Here is a 20,421-nt window from a genome sequence, read left to right on the forward strand (position 1 = left end):
AATGAAGATGGCAGGAATCTTATATGGAGTTGGCGTAGGCCCCGGAGATCCGGAGCTTTTAACAGTAAAAGCATTGCGAGTTATTCGAGAATGTGATGTGATTGCGGTTCCGGGCAGGAATCCGATGGAAACGGTTGCTTATCAGATTGTCAGGGAAGCATATCCAGAGATTGAACAAAAAGAGCTGTTGGGGATTTATATGCCTATGACAAAAGATGAGCAGACTTTACAAAAGAATCATGAGGAAGGTGCGAAAGTTTTGAGTCGTTGCCTGGATAAAGGAAAGAAAGTGGCATTTTTAACATTAGGAGATCCTGCAGTGTATTCTACTTATATTTATCTTCATAAAGAGATTCAAAAAAAGGGATATGAGGTAGAGATGGTCAGCGGAGTCCCATCATTCTGTGCAGCAGCGGCGAGACTGAATATAGGAATTGCTGAGAAAGCGGAACAGATTCACATTATTCCGGCTTCATATCAGATTGAAGAGGCTCTGCAGTTAGAAGGAACAAAGATTCTTATGAAGGCAGGAAAGAAACTTCCGCATGTAAAAGAACAGCTAAAAGATATGGATGCATCTGTTGTCATGGTAGAAAACTGTGGAATGAAGACGGAGCATATCTATTATGGAACAGAACAGATTCCTGAAGATGCAGGGTATTATACATTGTTATTTGTGAAAGAAGGAGAGGCGTTATGATACATTTTGTTGGAGCTGGACCTGGGGCAGAAGATCTGATTACAGTCAGGGGGCAGAAGATGATCGAAGAGGCTGACGTAATTATCTATGCAGGGTCCTTAGTGAATCCGGGACTTTTAAAATATGCGAAAGAAGGATGTAAAATCTACAATAGCGCATTCATGACGCTGGAGGAAGTGATAGAGGTAATGATACAGGCAGAAAAAAAGAGTCAGATGACTGTCCGGCTGCATACGGGAGATCCATGTCTCTATGGTGCGATTCGAGAGCAGATGGATATTCTGGATGAGAAGAACATTCTATATGATTCTTGCCCGGGGGTAAGCTCTTTTTGTGGTGCTGCGGCGGCATTGAATCTGGAATATACTTTGCCGGATGTATCGCAGAGTGTGGTCATTACAAGAACAGAAGGAAAGACACCTGTGCCAGAGAGAGAGAGCATTGCTTCATTTGCAAAGCACAGGGCGACCATGGTACTGTTCTTAAGTACAGGACTACTGGCGAAACTGACAGAACAACTGATCTGTGGAGGTTATGAACCGGATACACCGGCTGCAATTGTATATAAGGCGACCTGGCCTGAGGAAGAGACACATATCTGTACGATAGAGACATTGGAAGAGACGGCAAAGTCTCATGGAATTAGAAAGACAGCATTGATTATTGTTGGAGATGTTGTCAGCCATAATCATTATCAGCGATCAAAGTTATATGATCCTACATTTACTACGGAATATCGGAAAGGAACAGAGTAAATGAATGTAGCACTCATATGTTTTACACAAAAAGGCAAAATCCTGGCAGACAAAGTGGTGGCCGGACTGAGAGAGGAAGAGTATCGGGTAACCGTAGATGTCAAATGTACGGGCATACCAGAAGCGACAGATCTTACTCTGTCAGACTGGACCAGACAACAGTTTGAAAGTCAGGATGCGCTGATTTTCATTGGAGCTACAGGCATTGCAGTACGTGCTATAGCGCCATATGTAAGATCAAAGCAGAAGGATCCGGCTGTTTTGGTCATTGATGAAATGGGAATCCATTGTATTCCTCTATTATCTGGGCATATTGGAGGGGCTAATGAGCTAGCTCTGTTAGTCTCTGAAAAGATACAGGCACTGCCGGTGATCACGACAGCGACTGATATTAACCAAAAATGGGCAGTGGATGTTTTTGCAGTAAAAAACGGACTTCAGATACAGGATATGAAAAGAGCAAAAAGAATCTCAGCAGATATATTGAAGGAGACGCCGGTTTTGATTGATTTTCAGGGCAATGAGAAGAATGTGGAAGGAAAGCTTCCACGGGGACTTGTCCTCTGGAATCCGATAGAAGACCAGGGAAAAAATGAACCGGATATATCGGTAGGAATTTATCGAAATCCTGCATGGAGCCAGACATTGTATCTGATTCCAAAAGTTGTTGTCGCAGGAATCGGATGTAGGAAGCATACAGAAGCAGAACAGATTGAACTGGCCGTCACCAATGTTCTGCGGCAGAATCATATCTGGCCGGAAAGTATCTGGCAGGCTGCGAGTATTGATATAAAGGCAAATGAACCAGGAATTCTTGAATACTGTTTGGCACACCGATTACAATTTCAGGTATATAGTTCGAAAGAATTACAAGAGGTAAAAGGCGATTTCACGTCGTCTGGATTCGTAGAACGGGTGACTGGTGTTGATAATGTGTGTGAACGCAGTGCTTTGTGTGCCAGTGAATCTGGACAGCTTATTGTAAAAAAACAAGCGGGTAATGGGGTCACCGTTGCACTTGCCGTAAAAGAATGGAGGATAAGTTTTGAATAAGATATATGTGATAGGAATCGGACCGGGATCATATGAACAGATGACGATCAAAGCAGCGGAAGCGTTAAAGAAATGCGATGTAATCGTAGGGTATACGGTGTATGTTGATCTTCTTCGAGAATATTTCGGTGAAAAAGAGTTTTTGACTACCCCAATGAGACAGGAGGTTCGCCGCTGTGAGATGGCTTTTGAAGAAGCTGCAAAAGGGCGGACGACAGCAATGGTATGCAGTGGGGATGCCGGAATCTATGGCATGGCCGGGTTGATGTATGAGATTGGAGAAAAATATCCGGATATTGAATTAGAGATTATTCCGGGAGTGACAGCGGCTATAGGCGGTGCGGCAGTCTTAGGAGCGCCTATGATCCATGATTGTTGTCTGATCAGTCTCAGTGATCTTCTGACTCCATGGGAGAAGATCGAAAAGAGACTTCTTGCGGCAGCGCAAGCAGATTTTGTGATCTGCCTGTATAACCCATCCAGTAAGAAGCGGGCAGATTATCTGGATAAGGCATGTGATCTGATGCTCCGATATAAATCGGAAGATACCGTATGTGGTGTTGTAAAAAATATCGCAAGAGAAGGTGAAGCAATGCAGATACTATCCTTGAAGGAATTACAGAAAACAGCAGTAGATATGTTCTCTACAGTATTTATCGGAAATTGTGATACAAAAGTAATAGACGGAAAAATGGTGACGCCAAGGGGATATCGTTATGAAAGAGATTAAGATATTAATCTTCGGAGGAACTACAGAGGGCAGGAAACTGGCGGAATATTTGGTGAAAAGGCAGGTACAGGTACATGTCTGTGTTGCAACTTCATATGGAGAGAGCCTTCTTCCAGAAGATACGAATATTACAGTATCTCACAATCGGATGGATTGTGAAGAAATGCAACAATTTATTCGAAAATATCGGCCACGCTATGTGGTTGATGCGACACATCCCTATGCCAAAGAAGTGACGGAGAATCTGAGAACTGCCTGCGAACAGTGCAATGCAGATTATCTGCGCCTGGTCAGAGAATCCAGTCAGATGCAGGATTGTGTCTGTGTAGAGAATATGGAGGAAGCCATTCGATTTCTGGAACAGACGGAAGGAAATATTCTCGTAACAACTGGAAGTAAAGAGTTGGAGGAGTATACCAGACTAACAGATTATCAGGAGCGAGTCTATGCGCGAGTGCTCTCTCTGCAGAACGTAGCTGCCAAGTGCGAAGATCTTGGGTTTACTGGAAGACATCTGATCTGCATGCAAGGGCCGTTTTCGGTTGAGATGAATCTGGCAATGCTGCGGGAATTTGAGATTGCGTATCTGGTGACGAAGGAATCTGGCAATGTGGGAGGATACAGAGAAAAATGCCAGGCTGCCAGACTTGCGGGCGTTGGACTGGTTGTAATCGGACGGCCTTTTCAGGAGACGGGACTTGCATATAGAGAAATGTGTGAGTTTTTAAAGAAAGAATTAAATTTACAAGATAAGTGGAAAGTTTCTATCGTAGGAATCGGAATGGGGCCGGAAGATACCTTTACGGTGCAAGGAAAAAAACTCTGTCAGAAAGCGCAGTTACTGATTGGAGCAAAGCGTATGCTGGAGTCTTCTGCAAAAGCAGAGCAGCCATCCTATGCGGCTTACAAGCCGGAAGAGATACTTGCTTATATTAAAGAACATCCAGAGTATGAGAATGTTGTAGTCGCATTATCCGGTGATGTAGGGTTCTATAGTGGTGCCAAGAAGCTGCTTCAGTTATTACAACAGGAGCCGGATATAGAAGCGGAAGTGGTTCCTGGAATTTCTTCGGTAGCCTATTTCTGTGCCAGGTTAGGCATTTCCTGGGATGATGCAGCACTGACCAGCGTTCATGGAAGGAAAACTAATTTAATCTCTGTTATCCGTAATCATAAGAAGACGATTGCTCTTTCGGGAAATGCAGATGGAGTCCGAAGCATATGTCGAGAAATGATGGAATATGGGTATGGCAATCTGAATGTTTGCATTGGGAGCGATCTGGCGTATGAAGCTGAGAAGATTGAGTCGGGAACGGCAGAATCTCTGGTAGATTATAACGGCGGAGATCTTGCAATAGTGTATATTGAGAATCCAAAGGGAGGAACGCAGGTGACGACTCATGGATTGCCGGATCGAGAATTTGTGCGTGGAGATGTACCTATGACAAAAGAGGAAGTTCGTAGTGTCAGCCTCTCAAAACTGCATCTAAAGAGAGATGCTATTGTGTATGATGTTGGAGCAGGTACCGGTTCTGTTTCTGTGGAAGCAGCAATTCAGGCAGATCAGGGACATGTCTATGCGATAGAGAGAAATGAAGAAGCAGTTGCCTTGATACTTCAGAATCAGAGAAGGATGAAAGTCGACAATCTTACAGTAATTGCAGGAGAAGCACCAGATGTATTAGAAGAACTTCCGGCACCGGATTGTGTGTTTATTGGCGGAAGTAAGGGACATATGAAAGAAATTATACAGACTGTGGCGCAGAAGAATCCAAAAGTTCGAGTAGTGATTAACGCTATTGCATTGGAAACTTTGGCAGAAGCTGTTAAGTGTTGTGATGAGGTGAAGGTTACAGAGGAAGAGATTGTCCAGATATCAGTGGCAAAGTCAAAAAGTGTGGGAAGCTATCATATGATGATGGGACAGAATCCAGTCTCTGTGATTAGCTTTACGTGTAATGAGGATGGAAGAGAATGAGTCGGATACCTAGAATACTGTTAACTGCACCAAGAAGTGGAACCGGAAAGACCATGATTACCTGCGGAATATTACAGGCGTTAAAGAACCGAGAATTTCGGGTCGCTGCATTTAAATGTGGACCGGATTATATTGATCCGATGTTTCATCGGGAAGTTATTGGACTTGATAGTTATAATCTGGATACATTTTTATGTGGAAGAGAGGGAGTCAGGCATCTTCTATATAAGAATGGCTCAAAATGCGATATAGCCGTAATAGAAGGTGTTATGGGGTATTATGATGGCCTTGCGGGTACATCTGTGGAATCAAGTGCTTATGATGTGGCAGATACGACAGAGACACCGGCAGTATTGATTCTGGATTGTAAAGGTATCAGTGTTTCTATTGTTCCGCTGATTCAGGGGTTTCTTCAATATCGGACGGACAGCCGGATTGCGGGTGTGATCTTGAATCGTCTGTCACCAATGATGTATGGGCGAATGAAAGAAACGATTGAACGTGAGACGAGTGTAAAAGTATATGGTTACGTTCCTGTTATTGAAGACTGCATGTTGGAAAGTCGATATCTTGGGCTTAAGATGCCGCAGGAAATAGAATCCCTTCAGTTGAAACTTAAGAATCTGGGAGAGACATTGGAGCAGACGTTGGATCTGGATGGATTGGTGAAATTGGCACGGACAGCGCCAGACTTGCCGGACACATCGACTTCATATTTAAAAAAACGTTATGATGGACTGCGCATCGGTTTGGCGAAAGATGAGGCATTCTGTTTTATGTATCAGGATAATCTGGATATTCTGGAAGACAGGGGAGTAAAACTGATCCCCTTTTCACCGATTAGGGACAGGCGTCTTCCTGACAGACTGGATGGACTTCTCTTCTATGGAGGGTATCCGGAATTATGTGCAAAGGACTTGTGCCAGAATCAAAGTATTCGCCTTGAAATTCGTCAGGCTCTTGAAGAGGGATTGCCATGCATGGCGGAATGTGGAGGTTTTATGTATCTGCAGGAAAGTATTACCGCTGAAGATGGAAAGAGTTATGAAATGGTAGGGGCGTTAAAAGGTAAAAGCTTCTATACATCATCATTAAAACGCTTTGGATATGTAACATTGTCTCAGGGAACTGCCTTCGGAAAAAAAATAGATGCATTACCGGCACATGAATTTCATTACTATGATTCCACACAGTGTGGGCAGGAATTTGTGGCGAAGAAGCCGTTGTCGGAACGCTCCTGGAAGTGTATGGTAAGTACAGAGACCATATTGGCGGGATATCCGCACATACATTATTACGGCAACTTAAAGGTTGTAGAAGCATTTTTGGATCAATGCAGCAGAAAAGAGGAAAGAAAATGACATTAGAGCAGATCATCAAAGCAATCGAACCTATTGACAGAAGGGCAATGGAACGATCATCAAAACAGTGGAATTCTATTGCAAAACCATTGCACAGTCTTGGGAAACTGGAAGAAAATATCATTCGAATTGCCGGAATTACCAGAACTGCGGATGTAAAAATTGATAAGAAAGCATTGATTGCCATGTGTGCAGATAATGGAGTTGTAGCAGAAGGTGTGACACAGAGCGGTCAGGAAGTAACAGCGATTGTTGCAGAAAATTTTCTGGATTGCAACACTAGTGCAGCGATTATGTGCAAAAAAGCCGGAGTAGACTTGTTCCCTATTGATATTGGGATGGCGGTAGACACCAGAGTACCCGATTATAAGGTGGCGTATGGAACGAAAAATATGGCGCGGGAACCGGCTATGACCAGAGAAGAAGCTATTCATTCTGTTATGACTGGAATACAGATTGCTATAGAGAAAAAAGAAGCAGGTTATCAGATTCTGGCTACTGGTGAGATGGGAATTGGAAATACGACAACCAGCAGTGCTGTGGCATCGGTCCTTTTGAATCGTCCGGTAGAATTTATGACTGGAAGAGGTGCTGGACTTACCAGTGAGGGTCTGAATCGGAAGATTCAGACAATTGAAAAGGCTATATCGCTCCATCAGCCGGATCCCCAAGATGCTCTGGATGTATTAAGTAAAGTGGGAGGTTTTGATCTGGCAGGTCTTGCCGGCATATATCTGGGAGGAGCTTATTGCCATCTTCCGGTGGTGATGGATGGATTCATATCTGCTGTGGCAGCCTTAATTGCAGCGAGAATATGTCCTGATGCCAGGGAATATATGATTGCCTCTCATGTATCAAAAGAACCTGGAATGCATGTGATCCTGGAAGAGTTGAATTTAAGTGCATCTCTGGATTGTCATATGTGTCTTGGAGAAGGGACGGGGGCGGTTGCTTTTTTGCCGGTTCTCGAGATGGCTTTAGAAGTTTATCACAAAATGAGTACATTTTCAGAAAATAATATAGAAGATTATGAAGAACTTGGTGATCGATAATGATACATATGATTACAGGCGGAAGTGGAAGTGGTAAGTCTGCTTATGCAGAGGATTGGTTGATCGGGCATAGACAGCAGACAGGAAAGGACCAGTCCCTTCTTTATATTGCAACAATGAAGCCTTATGGAGAAGAGACGATGAAAAAGATAGAACGCCACCACAGGCTTCGCGCCGGAAAGGGATTTACCACACTGGAACGGTACACGGATCTAAAGAATATGCCAATTCCTGATAATGAAGGAATATTATTGGAATGTGTATCGAATCTTGTGGCAAATGAATTCTACCGTGAGGATGGAACGATAAAGGGAAGGAAGGAGACACTGGAAGAGATTCTGGACGGATTGATTCACTTATCAGAGCATACGTTGTGTCTTACGATTGTGACCAATGAAGTGAATTCGGATATCAATGGTTACAGTCCTGAGACAGAACAGTATCGGCAGATGATGGGAATGGTGAATCAGAGAATTGCCAGTCTGGCAGATCGAGTGACGGAAGTGGTGTATGGTATCCCAGTGTTAATTAAGGATGAGCAGAATATGGAATAGTTTTAAAATTGCATTTTCGATGTATAGCAGAATCCCTATGCCAAAGAGTGAATGGACAGAAGAAAATATATCGTATGCTATGTGCTTTTTTCCGTTGGTTGGAGGTGCGATAGGAGCTATAACATATGGACTATTTGTCTTGAAAGGAGTGGCTGCTTCACAAGGTGTCCTATTCTCGGATCTTTTTTGGACCATTCTATTATTGTTGGTGCCGATTGCGATTACTGGAGGAATTCATATGGACGGATTTCTGGATACGCAGGATGCTGTCAGTTCCTATCAGCCAAGGGAGAAGAGACTTGAGATTCTGAAGGATTCTCATGCAGGAGCGTTTGCCATCATCTCTTGTGCGGTTTATCTGTTAGCTTATCTGGGAATTTATTCCTCCCTTACGATTAGAAGTGTCACCGTAATTGCATGGAGTTTTCTGCTATCCAGATCATTAAGCGGATTGTCAGTGATTACATTTCCGCAGGCAAGAAAGGAAGGAATGGCGGCAACATTCTCTCAGAATGCTGCAAAAAAAGCATCTAAGAGAGTATTACTTATCTATGTGGCAATTATCTGCAGCAGTATGGTATTGACCGGGAAGATCTTAGGAATTGTGGCAATTGTGACTGCCGGGCTGGTGTTTTGGTATTATTATCGGATGGCTATGTCAAAATTTGGTGGAATTACGGGAGATCTGGCGGGATATTTTCTGCAGATGTGTGAACTTCTGATGGCAGCGTCGGTTGTCATTGTGGACGTGATTGTGAAAGGGTTGGCTGTATGATCTTAATTATCGGAGGGGCTTATCAGGGTAAGCTCGATTATGCAAAGGAGATATATCCGAGGATATCATGGATAGATGGACGAAGCTGTGGAGAAGAAGATGTGTATGAATGTCAGGGAATCCATCATTTTCATGTTTATATCGAGAGGATGATGCGTAACGATATATTGCCGGAGGATTTTGCAGAGCAGATTTTAAAGAGAAATCCAGAAATGATTGTGATCAGTGATGAGATTGGTTACGGAATTGTTCCGGCAGATCCATTTGAGAGGGTATATCGTGAGCAGACGGGCAGGATCTGTACCAGACTTGCTAAAGAGGCAGAAAGTGTACACCGTGTGTCTTGCGGGATTGGGAAGGTGATTAAAGGATGAGAATCTTTTTATTGCGTCATTCGATGACAGAGGGCAATCGAATGAAGCGATATATCGGTAAAACGGATGAACCTTTATGTACGGAAGGAATCGAGCTTCTGAGACAGAGATCTTATCCGGATGTCCAGAGAATATATACCAGTCCGCTGAAGCGATGCAGGCAGACGGCGGACATTGTCTATCCAGGGCGAAAAGTTACGGTAATTCATGAACTTGCAGAGTGCGATTTTGGACTTTTTGAAAATAAGAATTATCGGGAGTTGGCAGAATGCGAGGATTATCAGAAGTGGATTGACAGTAACGGAACCTTGCCATTCCCCGGCGGAGAGAGTCGGCAAGAATTTTCAAGGAGAAGTATTCTGGGATTTGAGGCAGCATTAGAGGAATGTCGCAGAGATAGGATTGAAAGGGCAGCATTTGTAGTACATGGCGGGACGATTATGAGTATTATGGAAAAATATGCGTATCCTGCCGGAAGTTATTATGATTATCAGGTAGGAAATGGAGAAGGTTATGAGCTTTTTATTACAGATGACAATATCAGTATGGATCGGTTTTTTGCTGGATCTGATCTTAGGAGATCCCAGGTGGCTGTATCATCCGGTCCGGCTGATCGGGCATCTGATTACGACAGCGGAACGAATTATCAGAAATTGTTTCCCAGAGTCTAAACGAGGAGAGCGTATTGGTGGGGGTGTTCTGGTGCTAATAGTAGTCGGTATCAGTGCGGCGGTTCCTGCACTGATCTTGTGGGCTGCTTATGGATATGCATGGCAGTTTGGAATGGCAGTGGAAAGTTTCATGTGCTATCAGATACTTGCTACAAAGTCCTTGAAAACTGAAAGCGATAAGGTCTATCAGGCATTGGAACGGGAAGGGATTGAAGAGGCAAGAAAGGCAGTATCCATGATCGTTGGAAGAGATACAGAGAATCTTACACAAGAAGGCGTGACAAAGGCGGCAGTGGAAACCGTTGCAGAAAACACATCTGACGGAGTCATCGCACCGCTTTTCTATCTGATGATTGGTGGCGCAGTGCTGGGATTTGCTTATAAGGCAGTGAATACCATGGATTCCATGGTGGGATATAAGAATGAAAAATATCTTTATTTTGGAACGGCAGCAGCAAAATTGGATGATATAGTGAATTATATTCCGGCCCGACTATCAGCATGGTGTATGATATTATCATCTGTGTTGACACGGATGGATTGGAAAAATGCAGTCCATATTTATCGAAGAGACAGATATAACCATAAAAGTCCGAATGCTGCGCAGACGGAGTCTGTCATGGCGGGAGCTTTGGATATACAGCTGGCAGGAAATGCATGGTATTTTGGGAAATTATATGAGAAACCAACGATTGGAGATCCAATTCGCGCAATTTTGATTCGGGATATCAGAAAGGCACATACGCTGCTGTATGCAACAGCGATATCTGCACTGGTGATTTTCAGTGTTATTAAAATCGGCATTCTATGGATGATATAGAAAATAATTAGACAGGAGAAATAAATGAGAGAACAGATTCATGGAGGCGATATCTATCGTAATCAAAATGTCCTGGATTTTTCAGTGAACAGTAATCCGTTAGGTCCTCCGATACAAGTATTGGAAACGATTCGTGAGCAGGCAGATCAGATTGTGCATTATCCAGACATTCAATGCAGTGCATTGAGTAAAGCGATCGCAAAGTTCGAGCATGTACAGGAAGAAGAAATTGTCTGTGGAAATGGAGCGGCAGAATTATTCTTTGCAGCGGTACTTGCAGTGATGCCAAGGAAGGCTCTTTTGTTGGCACCGACTTTTGCAGAATATGAAAAGGCATTGAAGGCAGTCGGAACCGAGATTCAATATTATGAGCTTCAAAAGTCTCAGGAATTCCAGGTTACAGAAGAGATTCTTGATCAGATAACTTCACAGATGGATATGTTTTTTGTCTGCAATCCCAATAATCCGACCGGACAGCCAATTCAGCAGGAATTATTGGAAAAGATTCTGAACAGATGTCAGGAATGTGATGTCTGGGTGGTTTTGGATGAATGTTTTATCGACTTTTTGGATTATCCTGAATTCTATGAGATGTGTCCAAAGAGGCAGAATTATTCTAAGCTTCTGATTGTCAAAGCATTTACGAAGCTTTTTTGTATGCCTGGGCTCAGGCTTGGCTATGGAATCAGCTGCAATCAGGAATTGCTTGGAAGGATGACAGATGTGCTTCAGCCTTGGAATGTCTCAATTCTGGCACAGATGGGAGGCGTAGCTGCGCTTGATGATTGTGCACAGTATATACAGGATACAAGAGAATATATTTCTGTGGAAAGAGATGCAATGATTCAAGAAATGAAGATGTTGGGGTATTCCATATATGGTTCCAAAGCAAACTATATATTTTTCTCGGGAAAACCGGGGCTTTACGCTCAAGCGTTGAACGCGGGATTCCTGATTCGTGACTGTAAGAATTACCGGGGATTATCGGAAGGTTACTATCGTATTGCCGTCCGTACGAAAGATGAGAATGAGAGGATGATTGCATGGCTAAGACAATTATGATACAGGGAACAATGTCAAATGCAGGAAAAAGTCTGATCTGCGCGGGAATATGTCGGATCTTCCGGCAGGATGGATATAAAGTGGCACCTTTTAAATCCCAGAATATGGCATTGAATTCTTTTATTACGGAAAATGGCCTGGAGATGGGACGTGCTCAGGTGGTTCAGGCGGAAGCAGCAGGCATTGCTCCTCAGGTAGAGATGAATCCAATCCTGTTAAAACCGACCAATGATACGGGATCGCAGGTAATCGTTAACGGAGAAGTCTTACAGAATATGAGCGCCCGAGAGTACTTTGCCTATAAAAAGAAATTAGTTCCTGAGATTATGAGAGCCTTCCATAAATTGGAAGAGACTTACGATATTATTGTGATCGAAGGGGCGGGAAGCCCCGCAGAGATTAATCTAAAGCAGGATGATATTGTTAATATGGGGATGGCGAAGATGGCGAAGTCCCCGGTACTCCTGGTTGGAGATATTGACAGAGGAGGAGTATTCGCTCAGCTTTTGGGAACATTAATGCTCTTGGAGGAAGAAGAAAAGAATATGGTCAAAGGTTTGATCATTAATAAATTTCGTGGAGATAAGACAATATTGGATCCTGGAATTCAGATGTTGGAAGAGCGTGGCGGCATTCCAGTGGTAGGAGTTACTCCTTATCTTTCTGTTGAGATTGAAGATGAAGACAGCCTGACAGAGCGTTTTCATGGGCGAAAAGAAGCGGGACTCATTGATATTGCAGTAATTCGGACGCCAAGAATCTCTAATTTTACGGATTTTATTGCGTTGGAGAACATCAAAGGTGTATCTTTGAGATATGTAAGAGATTGCAGAGAGTTAAAACATCCCGATATGATCATTTTGCCTGGAACGAAGAATACGATGGAAGATCTGCTTTGGATGCGGCAGAATGGGCTGGAGACGGAAGTGAAAAAAGCGGCAGCTAAGGGAACGATCGTATGGGGAATCTGTGGCGGTTATCAGATGCTTGGTGAAAGTCTAAGTGATCCAGAAAGTGTGGAAGCCGGTGGAAGAATCGATGGAATGGGATTACTACCAATGGAGACAACATTTGTTCGTCAGAAGACCAGAACGAGAGTAAATGGTACATTTCAACATATCGGTGGAATCCTTAAGGAACTGTCTGGCATTGCATTTGAAGGGTATGAGATTCATATGGGAGAGACCAGAGGCAAGGATATGCCGATGAGCAGAATAAAAGACTATGTTCAGGAAAAAAGTAGTGAGGATGGATTATCTAAGGGAAATGTCTACGGAACTTATGTCCATGGCATTTTTGATAAGGAAGAAGTAACTACGGCAATGATACGTGCAATCGCAAAACACAAGGGCATAGATCCAGATGAAATGGAAGGTGTAGATCTGAAAGCATTTAAGGAAACTCAGTATGATCTGCTGGCAGATAGCCTTCGAAAGCATCTGGATATGAAGAAAATCTATGAAATTATGGACAGAGGGATAACGGATTGATGAAGATGGAGATTGAAAATGTGCTTCCTACTGAGATAGAGAAGCGAAGTTTTGAGATTATAACAGAAGAATTACAAAAGGAAGGAATCGTTTTGCCGGAAAAAGAGGCTCCGATTATCAAACGATGTATTCATACCAGTGCAGATTTTGATTATGCAAGGAATCTTATCTTTTCAGAAGACGTAACAGAACAGGCTTTGGAGGCAATTCGAAATGGCGCATCTATTGTGACAGATACACAGATGGGGCGTTCAGGTATCAATAAAAAGGAACTGGGAAGGTATGGTGGTCAGGTCTATTGCTTTATGTCCGACGATGATGTGGCAGAAAGAGCGAAACAAAATGGAACGACCCGCGCAGTCGCCAGTATGGAAAAAGCCTGCGAATTAAATGAAAAGCTGATCTTTGCAATTGGAAATGCACCGACTGCTCTGATTCGGTTGTATGAACTGATCCGGGAAGGAAAGATCCGACCGGAACTTGTGATTGGTGTTCCGGTAGGTTTTGTCAATGTGGTGCAGTCTAAGGAGATGATATTAACACTGGAACATACACCATACATCGTAGCAAAAGGAAGAAAAGGCGGAAGCAATATCGCGGCATGTATCTGTAATGCATTGTTGTATATGCTGTAAAATGAAAAAGGATGAAGAGTTCTGAAAAACCTTCATCCTTTTATTTTGTGCTTTTATATTACCACAAAATCGCCAAAATTTCAAGTCTGGTAAGTATCCAACCGCGGGTGTATAATCATGGAACTTACCATGAAAGGGGCGTTTGTCAGGTGGAAAAAAATAATCTGTTAGAGATGTTGTCAGATCAAAACCAATTAACAGCTATCGTTCATACAAATGAGTATGCGCAGAAGTTTGGACTGGTTCTTTCGAAGGAAGAAGCAAAACTTCTGGTTCGGGAACGGACTGATAATTTAAGGCGGCAGAGAAGAATTGAGTTTGGCGAGGGAATTCTTCCGAAGATTATCTATGAATTCTGCGATTCACAGTATATTTCTCAGGAAAATTATGTGGATACAATTGCAAGGCTACACGACATCTTTATGCTGTATAAGAATGAGATGCAAGATGAGATTTCGGATGATGAATTGTTGCATTTTATGAAAGAACAATATGAGACAGTCTGTTACGGTGACCTGGAATATCTGGAAAGCACCTGCCTGGAAGTTTTTGCGCGGGCGATACGTGCAGGATACCGGGAACATCACAGGACGGATGGAAGAGGAGAATATGTAAGGTTTGATGTTGTGCCCAGATGGGATCGAGAGTTGTATCTGCAGGCTCTTAGGGATCTTTATTGAGCGACAGAAGAACAAGAAGGGAGATGATATGAGATGCAAAAGGAATATGAGGAAGAAGGGTATGGACTGGAAGAACTTCTTCCTATCGTAACAAAGCTTGCAGGACGATATACATCTTATGAAAGTACTTCTGTCACCTATGAAACGGCAGGAAAATTAATGGAAGCAGTTCAATTCTGCATTCGGATGGCACAGGAGCAGGAAGCAGGTGCTGAGCCGAATCCTTCAAAGATGTATCCAAGCACGGATTCAAAGCGAAAAAAGATGTTGGCCAGTGATGCGTATGAAACGGGTGTTCAGAAAATCCTTCAAAAGGTAAAAGATGCCAAGGAACAATATAATCTGATGATTGTTCGATTTTGTGATTATGGGAACAAGAATTATGGAGAGACGGTAAAGAAGGCAATTCCAGGCTTCTTCCGCTATTATGATGTGAGATTTGCACCGCAGGAAACGTTGATTACTATGGATTATCCGACACTTAGCCAATTCCATGCCTATCAAGGAATAGAAGCGATAGAACGCTATATAGAATGCATCTGCCTGGAGCAGGAATTTTTGGAAAAACTTCCGATGGAATATATTGTTCAGATTCTGAATGATTACGATGGAGAATATCAGAATCAGTTTTATAATATTTGCAGAATAGTGCTTCGCCATGTACTTGGATGCATGATGATACAGAAACCAATGGGATTACCGGCAACAGAAGAGGATTATTATAAACTTCAGGGAAAAGTTGATAAAATGGGAAAAGAAGCAACAAAAAAATTGCTTGAAAAACTATTAAAACAACTGATGTGTGAAAAATACGAAGATAATAAAGAAATGTATGATTATCTTAAGAAAGATCTGGCAGATTTCGTGACGGAACTTTTTCTTGCGAAGGAGTATGAATGTATGCACGAAGCTGTGACATTGGGATAATGGATGAAATAAAATGACTTTTGAGAGAAAAATATGTATAATAATCATAGAAAGCAGAGGAGGATACTATGAAGATTATAATATCACCGGCAAAAAAAATGGTAATAGACAATGATTCTATAGCAGTAAGCCGAGTACCGTGCTTCATGGAAGAGACAGAGTATCTGCGAAATGTGATACAGAGTTTATCTTATCAGGAAGCGAAAGAACTTTGGAATTGTAATGATAAGATTGCTTCTTTGAATTATGAACGTTTTCAGAATATGAAACTGGATACATACCTGACTCCGGCAATTCTTGCATACGAGGGAATTCAATATCAATATATGGCACCTGCCGTACTGGATCAGACTTCATGGGATTATCTGGAAGAACATTTGAGAATTTTGTCGGGATTTTATGGTGTCTTAAATCCATTAGATGGAGTGGTTCCATATCGCCTGGAGATGCAGGCAAGATTTCAGAAAGAACCGTACAATCTATATGAATTCTGGGGAGATAAGATTGCCAGAAAAGTCTGTGAAGGAACGGATGTGGTTATAAATCTGGCTTCCAAAGAATACAGCAAATGCATAAGTCGTTATTTGCCGGAAAATGTTTCTATGATTGAAATTGTGTTTGGGGAACTGATTGGCGGCAAGGTGAAGGAAAAAGGAACGTATGCCAAGATGGCAAGAGGTGAGATGGTGCGTTTTATGGCGGAACATCAGATAGAATGTGTAGAAGATATGAGTACTTTTGACAGGCTTGATTATCATTTTACAGAAGAATATTCTGATGAACATAAGATGGTATTTATTAGATAATAAGCGGAGAAGATTATTATGAGAGTATTTTTGACAAGCAGTCCCTGTTGTCCGTGTGAACAGGAAGGGATAGATATTCCGTGTCAATGGAATGAGGAAAATGAATTTGTAAAGAATCTGTCTGATGGATGGAACGAGAATTCGCAGTGTCTGATTATCAGTGCAGACCCTGAAAATTATGAGATGAATGATGAGATGTGCGATACTTTTGGAATGGCATTTGAATATGCAGGGCTGTCCCTTGCAGATATTGCGGTGTGTGACAGCAGGAATGCACAGGATATCCAGTGGCTGATCCAGGAGAGTGATATATTGATCTTAGGAGGCGGTCATGTTCCAACACAAAATGCATTCTTTAGAGAATTGGGGTTAAAAGAATTACTCTGTGGATTTTCGGGAATTGTTATGGGAATCAGTGCCGGAAGTATGAATTGTGCCAGAATCGTATATGCACAGCCGGAGTTGGAAGGAGAATCAGAAGATCCAGAGTATCAGAGATATATGGAAGGACTGGGGTTAACAGACCTGATGATTTTGCCTCATTATCAGGAAGTTAGAGAACATATGCTGGATGGAAAGCGGATAATAGAAGATATTACCTGTCCTGACAGTATGGGAAATAGATTTTATGCACTGGTAGATGGAAGTTATGTGTTGTGTGAGGACGACAATACGACAATATACGGGGAAGCTTACCTGATACAAGATGGGGAGATTACGCAGATCTGTGAACAAGGTCAAAGGATAAGATTCACCGGAATTAATTATTCCGGTGAATAAGACTATTCAATATATGAGGAATCTTGCGGGATTCTGAATGAATCTGATAATAAGGTTCATTGATATCTATAAGATAATGAGCATCGGAACTACTGATTATGTTACAATTTAAAAAGTAGGGATGCTCTTTTTGTATGCGATGGAGATGGTCAAAATTGTTAATTTCTGCACAGGAAAATGTGCTGTCTGGAGGAACAAAGCCGAGATTTGACAGCAAGCTCGTTGTAGATTTATCAATATGAGCGGGATATGCAATTCCATGATAGGATTCTACCAATGAGAATACATGATCAAAAGATATGTCAGTAGCGCTGATCAGAAGCCGGTCAACTTGTCCGATGACTTGATCGAATTCATTCATGATCTGTTGTTTCCCGAATATATTTTCTCGGTTTTTAATCGGAAGAATATGTTCGTAGATATATGCGTCAAAGGACATTGCACTTTCCAGATCCGGAAACAGGCAGACAACATGAACCTCTTCGGCAGTAGTAAGTTCCATTCCGGGAATCACGATTACGCCATATTCTTCCCCATGTTTCATTGCAGCAGGACAATTTTTGCATGAATTATGATCTGTCAATGCGATTACGTCGAGTCCCTTGACAGCAGCCATGCCTACAAGATTGGCGGGTGTCATGTCATCATCACCACAGGGAGACAGACAAGAATGCAAGTGCAGATCGTAGTACAGGGGCATCATGGTAATAACTCCTGTAATTTAAGTGCGGCATCAAAGATGGGAAGATCAGTTGAAAAGACGGTAATCCCCTCTTTTTCTGCACAGGAAAGGTCTTCTTCAGAAAAAGTAATTCCTTCTGCCAGTATAATGCAGGAAACGTCGGTCAGAGAAGCAACAGCAATTGTATTTTTATTTCCCATGACAGTGACCCATGCACTTTCGGCAGGTGCCTTACTCATGGCAATGCTCAGAAGATCACAGCAAAATATTTTGGATATTGTTCTGGAAGAATCTCCAACCGTACAAAGTGTGAAGATTCCTGAGTCGATCAGTGACTGAATAGTTTTCATAATCATTGCTCCTTTTTCTCGATTTCGGATGTCAGTTTTAATATATAATCCTTTAGCATACGCATGGTATCTTCATCTTTATCAACGCTTTTCTCCAGAGAAGACATCATAGAAGAGATGTCTTTTGATAAAGTGCCGATATATTCGTGGAAAGAATAGATACAGTCATTTTTCGTTGCATTTCCCCGTACAATATCTTCTGCCAGTGCACGGCATGTCGGTGCACCGCAGGAGCCACAGTCAAGACCGGGGAGCTGCTCTGTCAATTCTTCGATTAACCCCATCATTTCAAAACTTTCGCGGAAAGACTTGCCCAAGCGGAATACAGGTTCATATTCAACGTAGGTAGACCAGTGGTAATCAAGTCCTTCAAAATCCTTGATATGGGATCTTGAAACTGGGAGATTCCTATGTAGCTTCTTGGATTTTGCAGTAGCGATGTAGGGATTTTCAACGGTCAGAGAACCGCCTACGCATCCACCGTTACATGCATTTAATTCTACAAATTTAAGACCGTGGAATTTTTCGTCTTCCAGATCACTTAATACTCTTAAAGCACTCATGATACCATCGCAGGCCAGATAATTGTCGGTAAGCAATCCACTGGATTCGCCACCTGCGTTGCTCCAGCCGATTCCGATCCGCCCAGACTCAGACAGGGGCTTTAACGTAGATTCATCGTGTGTCATGTGCTCCAGTAAAATAGGATATACTTCTTTTATTGCAAGGACTTTATCAATTTCGCTTTTCTCAATACCCAAAGGCGATTTTACATAAGTTACTTTTGATGGGCATGGAGAGATAAAGAAAATGCCAATATCTTCCGAGTTCAGACCTGTTTTTCCTATAGCTCTTTTTCGTGCAATTTCTGCAGCGACTTCTACGGGTGGCTTTAATGGGAGAAGCCTTGGAATCAGCGTTGGGAATTTCACACGAATGATTCTTACAATGGTAGGGCATGCGGTGCTGATGAAAGGTGCTTCATCAATATGTTCCTGAATATATGCGTGAGAAGCTTCAGAGACAAGTTCGGCGGCAGCGCTGACCTCAAAAACATCATCAAAGCCCATGGAAAGCAGGGCATTCAGTACAATATCAATGTTCTTAAGATTATTAAATTGTGAGTAGAGTGAAGGTGCTGGTAGAGCAACCGTATATTTGTATTTTTTGATTTCGTCAACGGAATCATAGATTGCCACTTTTGCGTGATGTGGACAATACCTGAGGCAACGGCCGCAATCTACGCAAAATTTCGGGTTGATCTTTGCCTTCCCATTCTGTACGCGTATGGCTTGGGTAGGACAGTATTTAATGCAGTTGATACACCCTGTGCAGGCTTTTTTATCCAGTTGTACAGAATTAATGAATTTGTTCAAAAGTTTCCCTCCCTACAGTTTAAAAATGCACATCCATGGTGACTGTAGTGCCTACTCCTATCGTTGAGTCAATGTTCATGTAATCTGAGTATTTCTTCATGTTGGGGAGTCCCATTCCAGCACCGAAGCCAAGAGCGCGAACCTCTTCCGGTGCAGTGGAATATCCCTGTTCCATTGCTTTATCAATATCCGCAATCCCTGGGCCAACATCTGCAAGGATCATGCGAATATTATCTGGTGCGATCTCGACCTTGATCGTGCCGCCATTGGCATGAATGACCATGTTGATCTCACCTTCATACATAGCAATTGCGACCTTGCGTATCACATTATTGTCGATTCCCATCACTTTTAGTTTGTTTTTTACATCACTGCTGGCTTCCCCGGCGCGTGTGAAGTCATCTCCAGAGATAACGTAATTAAATACAAGTTTTTCACACATGAAGTTATACACCTCCAAGTAATCCATTGCTGTATAGTATGCCACATGATGTGAACATGTCGTGGCGTGTACAGAGTATGACAATCCCTTTTTCTTCTGCCAGAGTCAGAATGTTGGAGTCTGGGATTTTATTTCTTACAAATATAATACAGACAATGTCAAGCATCTCGGCGGTCCGTACGACCTGTGGATTACACAGACCAGTAATTAAGGCGGAGTGTTCATCGGCGTAGGCAAGGACATCACTCATCATATCGGATGAGAAAGCATAATGTACTTCACTGTCCAGACAATTATTGCCATAAAGAACATCCGCATCTAACAAAGTTTTTATTCTTTCGATTGTCATAAATACCTCCCGAATGGAT

At 42.4% G+C, this 20,421-nt stretch carries 24 protein-coding genes; 19 read left to right on the forward strand and 5 right to left on the reverse strand.

What is annotated here, in order from left to right; all coding sequences use genetic code 11:
* The first annotated feature begins 7 nt into the window (after positions 1–7).
* From cobI to ACQRBH_RS08520, 19 genes are all read left to right on the forward strand, one after another.
* Positions 8–700 (forward strand): precorrin-2 C(20)-methyltransferase, encoded by a 693-nt coding sequence (cobI, locus tag ACQRBH_RS08430; RefSeq protein ID WP_235231795.1) that lies wholly within the window; start codon positions 8–10, stop codon positions 698–700.
* Positions 697–1,455: a precorrin-4 C(11)-methyltransferase gene (gene cobM, locus ACQRBH_RS08435; protein WP_427761356.1), complete on the forward strand. Its 759-nt coding sequence runs from the start codon at positions 697–699 to the stop codon at positions 1,453–1,455. The genes cobI and cobM overlap by 4 nt, the downstream gene beginning before the upstream one ends.
* Positions 1,456–2,508 carry a cobalt-precorrin 5A hydrolase gene (locus ACQRBH_RS08440; RefSeq protein ID WP_427761357.1) on the forward strand — a complete coding sequence of 351 codons (1,053 nt, stop codon included), beginning with the start codon at positions 1,456–1,458 and terminating at the stop codon, positions 2,506–2,508.
* Positions 2,501–3,238, forward strand: a complete 738-nt coding sequence (gene cobJ / locus ACQRBH_RS08445) for a precorrin-3B C(17)-methyltransferase (RefSeq protein ID WP_427761358.1) — start codon at positions 2,501–2,503, stop codon at positions 3,236–3,238. Before ACQRBH_RS08440 ends, cobJ begins: the two co-directional genes overlap by 8 nt.
* Positions 3,225–5,216, forward strand: a complete 1,992-nt coding sequence (gene cobK / locus ACQRBH_RS08450) for a precorrin-6A reductase (protein ID WP_427761359.1) — start codon at positions 3,225–3,227, stop codon at positions 5,214–5,216. The genes cobJ and cobK overlap by 14 nt, the downstream gene beginning before the upstream one ends.
* Positions 5,213–6,577, forward strand: a complete 1,365-nt coding sequence (locus ACQRBH_RS08455; RefSeq protein ID WP_427761360.1) for a cobyrinate a,c-diamide synthase — start codon at positions 5,213–5,215, stop codon at positions 6,575–6,577. The genes cobK and ACQRBH_RS08455 overlap by 4 nt, the downstream gene beginning before the upstream one ends.
* Positions 6,574–7,629, forward strand: coding sequence for a nicotinate-nucleotide--dimethylbenzimidazole phosphoribosyltransferase (cobT, locus tag ACQRBH_RS08460; protein ID WP_427742911.1), 1,056 nt, complete (start codon positions 6,574–6,576; stop codon positions 7,627–7,629). Before ACQRBH_RS08455 ends, cobT begins: the two co-directional genes overlap by 4 nt.
* Positions 7,629–8,183 (forward strand): bifunctional adenosylcobinamide kinase/adenosylcobinamide-phosphate guanylyltransferase, encoded by a 555-nt coding sequence (locus ACQRBH_RS08465; protein ID WP_427742909.1) that lies wholly within the window; start codon positions 7,629–7,631, stop codon positions 8,181–8,183. The genes cobT and ACQRBH_RS08465 overlap by 1 nt, the downstream gene beginning before the upstream one ends.
* A complete protein-coding gene (locus ACQRBH_RS08470; protein WP_427761361.1) occupies positions 8,164–8,958 on the forward strand; it encodes an adenosylcobinamide-GDP ribazoletransferase in 795 nt (264 codons plus the stop codon). The genes ACQRBH_RS08465 and ACQRBH_RS08470 overlap by 20 nt, the downstream gene beginning before the upstream one ends.
* On the forward strand, positions 8,955–9,332 hold the full coding sequence (locus ACQRBH_RS08475) for a bifunctional adenosylcobinamide kinase/adenosylcobinamide-phosphate guanylyltransferase (RefSeq protein ID WP_427742907.1): 378 nt from the start codon (positions 8,955–8,957) through the stop codon (positions 9,330–9,332). Before ACQRBH_RS08470 ends, ACQRBH_RS08475 begins: the two co-directional genes overlap by 4 nt.
* A complete protein-coding gene (locus ACQRBH_RS08480) occupies positions 9,329–10,003 on the forward strand; it encodes a histidine phosphatase family protein (RefSeq protein ID WP_235231784.1) in 675 nt (224 codons plus the stop codon). Before ACQRBH_RS08475 ends, ACQRBH_RS08480 begins: the two co-directional genes overlap by 4 nt.
* Positions 9,891–10,823 (forward strand): adenosylcobinamide-phosphate synthase CbiB, encoded by a 933-nt coding sequence (gene cbiB, locus ACQRBH_RS08485; protein WP_427742928.1) that lies wholly within the window; start codon positions 9,891–9,893, stop codon positions 10,821–10,823. Before ACQRBH_RS08480 ends, cbiB begins: the two co-directional genes overlap by 113 nt.
* A 24-nt stretch (positions 10,824–10,847) precedes the next feature.
* Positions 10,848–11,885: a pyridoxal phosphate-dependent aminotransferase gene (locus ACQRBH_RS08490; protein ID WP_427761362.1), complete on the forward strand. Its 1,038-nt coding sequence runs from the start codon at positions 10,848–10,850 to the stop codon at positions 11,883–11,885.
* Positions 11,867–13,375, forward strand: a complete 1,509-nt coding sequence (locus ACQRBH_RS08495; protein WP_427761363.1) for a cobyric acid synthase — start codon at positions 11,867–11,869, stop codon at positions 13,373–13,375. The genes ACQRBH_RS08490 and ACQRBH_RS08495 overlap by 19 nt, the downstream gene beginning before the upstream one ends.
* The gene (locus ACQRBH_RS08500) at positions 13,375–14,010 is read left to right on the forward strand and encodes a precorrin-8X methylmutase (protein ID WP_235231781.1); all 636 of its coding nucleotides are present in this window, start codon (positions 13,375–13,377) and stop codon (positions 14,008–14,010) included. The genes ACQRBH_RS08495 and ACQRBH_RS08500 overlap by 1 nt, the downstream gene beginning before the upstream one ends.
* Positions 14,011–14,159: 149 nt before the next feature.
* The gene (locus ACQRBH_RS08505; protein WP_427742904.1) at positions 14,160–14,690 is read left to right on the forward strand and encodes a DUF6323 family protein; all 531 of its coding nucleotides are present in this window, start codon (positions 14,160–14,162) and stop codon (positions 14,688–14,690) included.
* Between the two features lie 33 nt (positions 14,691–14,723).
* Positions 14,724–15,617 (forward strand): DUF6179 domain-containing protein, encoded by an 894-nt coding sequence (locus ACQRBH_RS08510; protein ID WP_427761364.1) that lies wholly within the window; start codon positions 14,724–14,726, stop codon positions 15,615–15,617.
* A 68-nt stretch (positions 15,618–15,685) separates the two neighbouring features.
* Entirely contained in the window at positions 15,686–16,423 is a 738-nt protein-coding gene (gene yaaA, locus ACQRBH_RS08515; RefSeq protein ID WP_427761365.1) for a peroxide stress protein YaaA, read from the forward strand.
* Positions 16,424–16,441: 18 nt separating this feature from the next.
* Positions 16,442–17,203: a Type 1 glutamine amidotransferase-like domain-containing protein gene (locus ACQRBH_RS08520; protein WP_427742901.1), complete on the forward strand. Its 762-nt coding sequence runs from the start codon at positions 16,442–16,444 to the stop codon at positions 17,201–17,203.
* Here the strand turns inward: ACQRBH_RS08520 and ACQRBH_RS08525 are convergent.
* From ACQRBH_RS08525 to ACQRBH_RS08545, 5 genes are read right to left on the reverse strand one after another with little or no spacing between them, the layout of a single operon-like run.
* Positions 17,184–17,906 carry a PHP domain-containing protein gene (locus tag ACQRBH_RS08525; RefSeq protein ID WP_427742900.1) on the reverse strand — a complete coding sequence of 241 codons (723 nt, stop codon included), beginning with the start codon at positions 17,904–17,906 and terminating at the stop codon, positions 17,184–17,186. The two genes, ACQRBH_RS08520 and ACQRBH_RS08525, sit on opposite strands and share 20 nt — an antisense overlap.
* Positions 17,903–18,235, reverse strand: a complete 333-nt coding sequence (locus ACQRBH_RS08530; protein ID WP_427742899.1) for a DRTGG domain-containing protein — start codon at positions 18,233–18,235, stop codon at positions 17,903–17,905. The genes ACQRBH_RS08525 and ACQRBH_RS08530 overlap by 4 nt, the downstream gene beginning before the upstream one ends.
* A gap of 2 nt (positions 18,236–18,237) precedes the next feature.
* The gene (locus tag ACQRBH_RS08535) at positions 18,238–19,611 is read right to left on the reverse strand and encodes a [Fe-Fe] hydrogenase large subunit C-terminal domain-containing protein (RefSeq protein WP_427761366.1); all 1,374 of its coding nucleotides are present in this window, start codon (positions 19,609–19,611) and stop codon (positions 18,238–18,240) included.
* Between the two features lie 19 nt (positions 19,612–19,630).
* The gene (locus ACQRBH_RS08540; RefSeq protein ID WP_235231772.1) at positions 19,631–20,053 is read right to left on the reverse strand and encodes an ATP-binding protein; all 423 of its coding nucleotides are present in this window, start codon (positions 20,051–20,053) and stop codon (positions 19,631–19,633) included.
* A 4-nt stretch (positions 20,054–20,057) separates the two neighbouring features.
* Positions 20,058–20,402, reverse strand: a complete 345-nt coding sequence (locus tag ACQRBH_RS08545; protein WP_235231771.1) for a DRTGG domain-containing protein — start codon at positions 20,400–20,402, stop codon at positions 20,058–20,060.
* Positions 20,403–20,421 lie beyond the last annotated feature (19 nt).

The sequence above is a fragment of the Bariatricus sp. SGI.161 genome, assembly GCF_050313695.1.
Classification (GTDB): domain Bacteria; phylum Bacillota; class Clostridia; order Lachnospirales; family Lachnospiraceae; genus JAFBIX01.

Bases quoted from the DNA above. Each gene is read 5' to 3' on its own strand.
- cobI (WP_235231795.1), top strand. From the start codon at position 8: ATGGCAGGAATCTTATATGGAGTTGGCGTAGGCCCCGGAGATCCGGAG.
- cobM (WP_427761356.1), top strand. From the start codon at position 697: ATGATACATTTTGTTGGAGCTGGACCTGGGGCAGAAGATCTGATTACA.
- ACQRBH_RS08440 (WP_427761357.1), top strand. From the start codon at position 1,456: ATGAATGTAGCACTCATATGTTTTACACAAAAAGGCAAAATCCTGGCA.
- cobK (WP_427761359.1), top strand. From the start codon at position 3,225: ATGAAAGAGATTAAGATATTAATCTTCGGAGGAACTACAGAGGGCAGG.
- ACQRBH_RS08455 (WP_427761360.1), top strand. From the start codon at position 5,213: ATGAGTCGGATACCTAGAATACTGTTAACTGCACCAAGAAGTGGAACC.
- cobT (WP_427742911.1), top strand. From the start codon at position 6,574: ATGACATTAGAGCAGATCATCAAAGCAATCGAACCTATTGACAGAAGG.
- ACQRBH_RS08465 (WP_427742909.1), top strand. From the start codon at position 7,629: ATGATACATATGATTACAGGCGGAAGTGGAAGTGGTAAGTCTGCTTAT.
- ACQRBH_RS08470 (WP_427761361.1), top strand. From the start codon at position 8,164: ATGAGCAGAATATGGAATAGTTTTAAAATTGCATTTTCGATGTATAGC.
- ACQRBH_RS08475 (WP_427742907.1), top strand. From the start codon at position 8,955: ATGATCTTAATTATCGGAGGGGCTTATCAGGGTAAGCTCGATTATGCA.
- ACQRBH_RS08480 (WP_235231784.1), top strand. From the start codon at position 9,329: ATGAGAATCTTTTTATTGCGTCATTCGATGACAGAGGGCAATCGAATG.
- ACQRBH_RS08490 (WP_427761362.1), top strand. From the start codon at position 10,848: ATGAGAGAACAGATTCATGGAGGCGATATCTATCGTAATCAAAATGTC.
- ACQRBH_RS08495 (WP_427761363.1), top strand. From the start codon at position 11,867: ATGGCTAAGACAATTATGATACAGGGAACAATGTCAAATGCAGGAAAA.
- ACQRBH_RS08500 (WP_235231781.1), top strand. From the start codon at position 13,375: ATGAAGATGGAGATTGAAAATGTGCTTCCTACTGAGATAGAGAAGCGA.
- ACQRBH_RS08510 (WP_427761364.1), top strand. From the start codon at position 14,724: ATGCAAAAGGAATATGAGGAAGAAGGGTATGGACTGGAAGAACTTCTT.
- yaaA (WP_427761365.1), top strand. From the start codon at position 15,686: ATGAAGATTATAATATCACCGGCAAAAAAAATGGTAATAGACAATGAT.
- ACQRBH_RS08520 (WP_427742901.1), top strand. From the start codon at position 16,442: ATGAGAGTATTTTTGACAAGCAGTCCCTGTTGTCCGTGTGAACAGGAA.
- ACQRBH_RS08525 (WP_427742900.1), bottom strand. From the start codon at position 17,906: ATGATGCCCCTGTACTACGATCTGCACTTGCATTCTTGTCTGTCTCCC.
- ACQRBH_RS08530 (WP_427742899.1), bottom strand. From the start codon at position 18,235: ATGAAAACTATTCAGTCACTGATCGACTCAGGAATCTTCACACTTTGT.
- ACQRBH_RS08540 (WP_235231772.1), bottom strand. From the start codon at position 20,053: ATGTGTGAAAAACTTGTATTTAATTACGTTATCTCTGGAGATGACTTC.
- ACQRBH_RS08545 (WP_235231771.1), bottom strand. From the start codon at position 20,402: ATGACAATCGAAAGAATAAAAACTTTGTTAGATGCGGATGTTCTTTAT.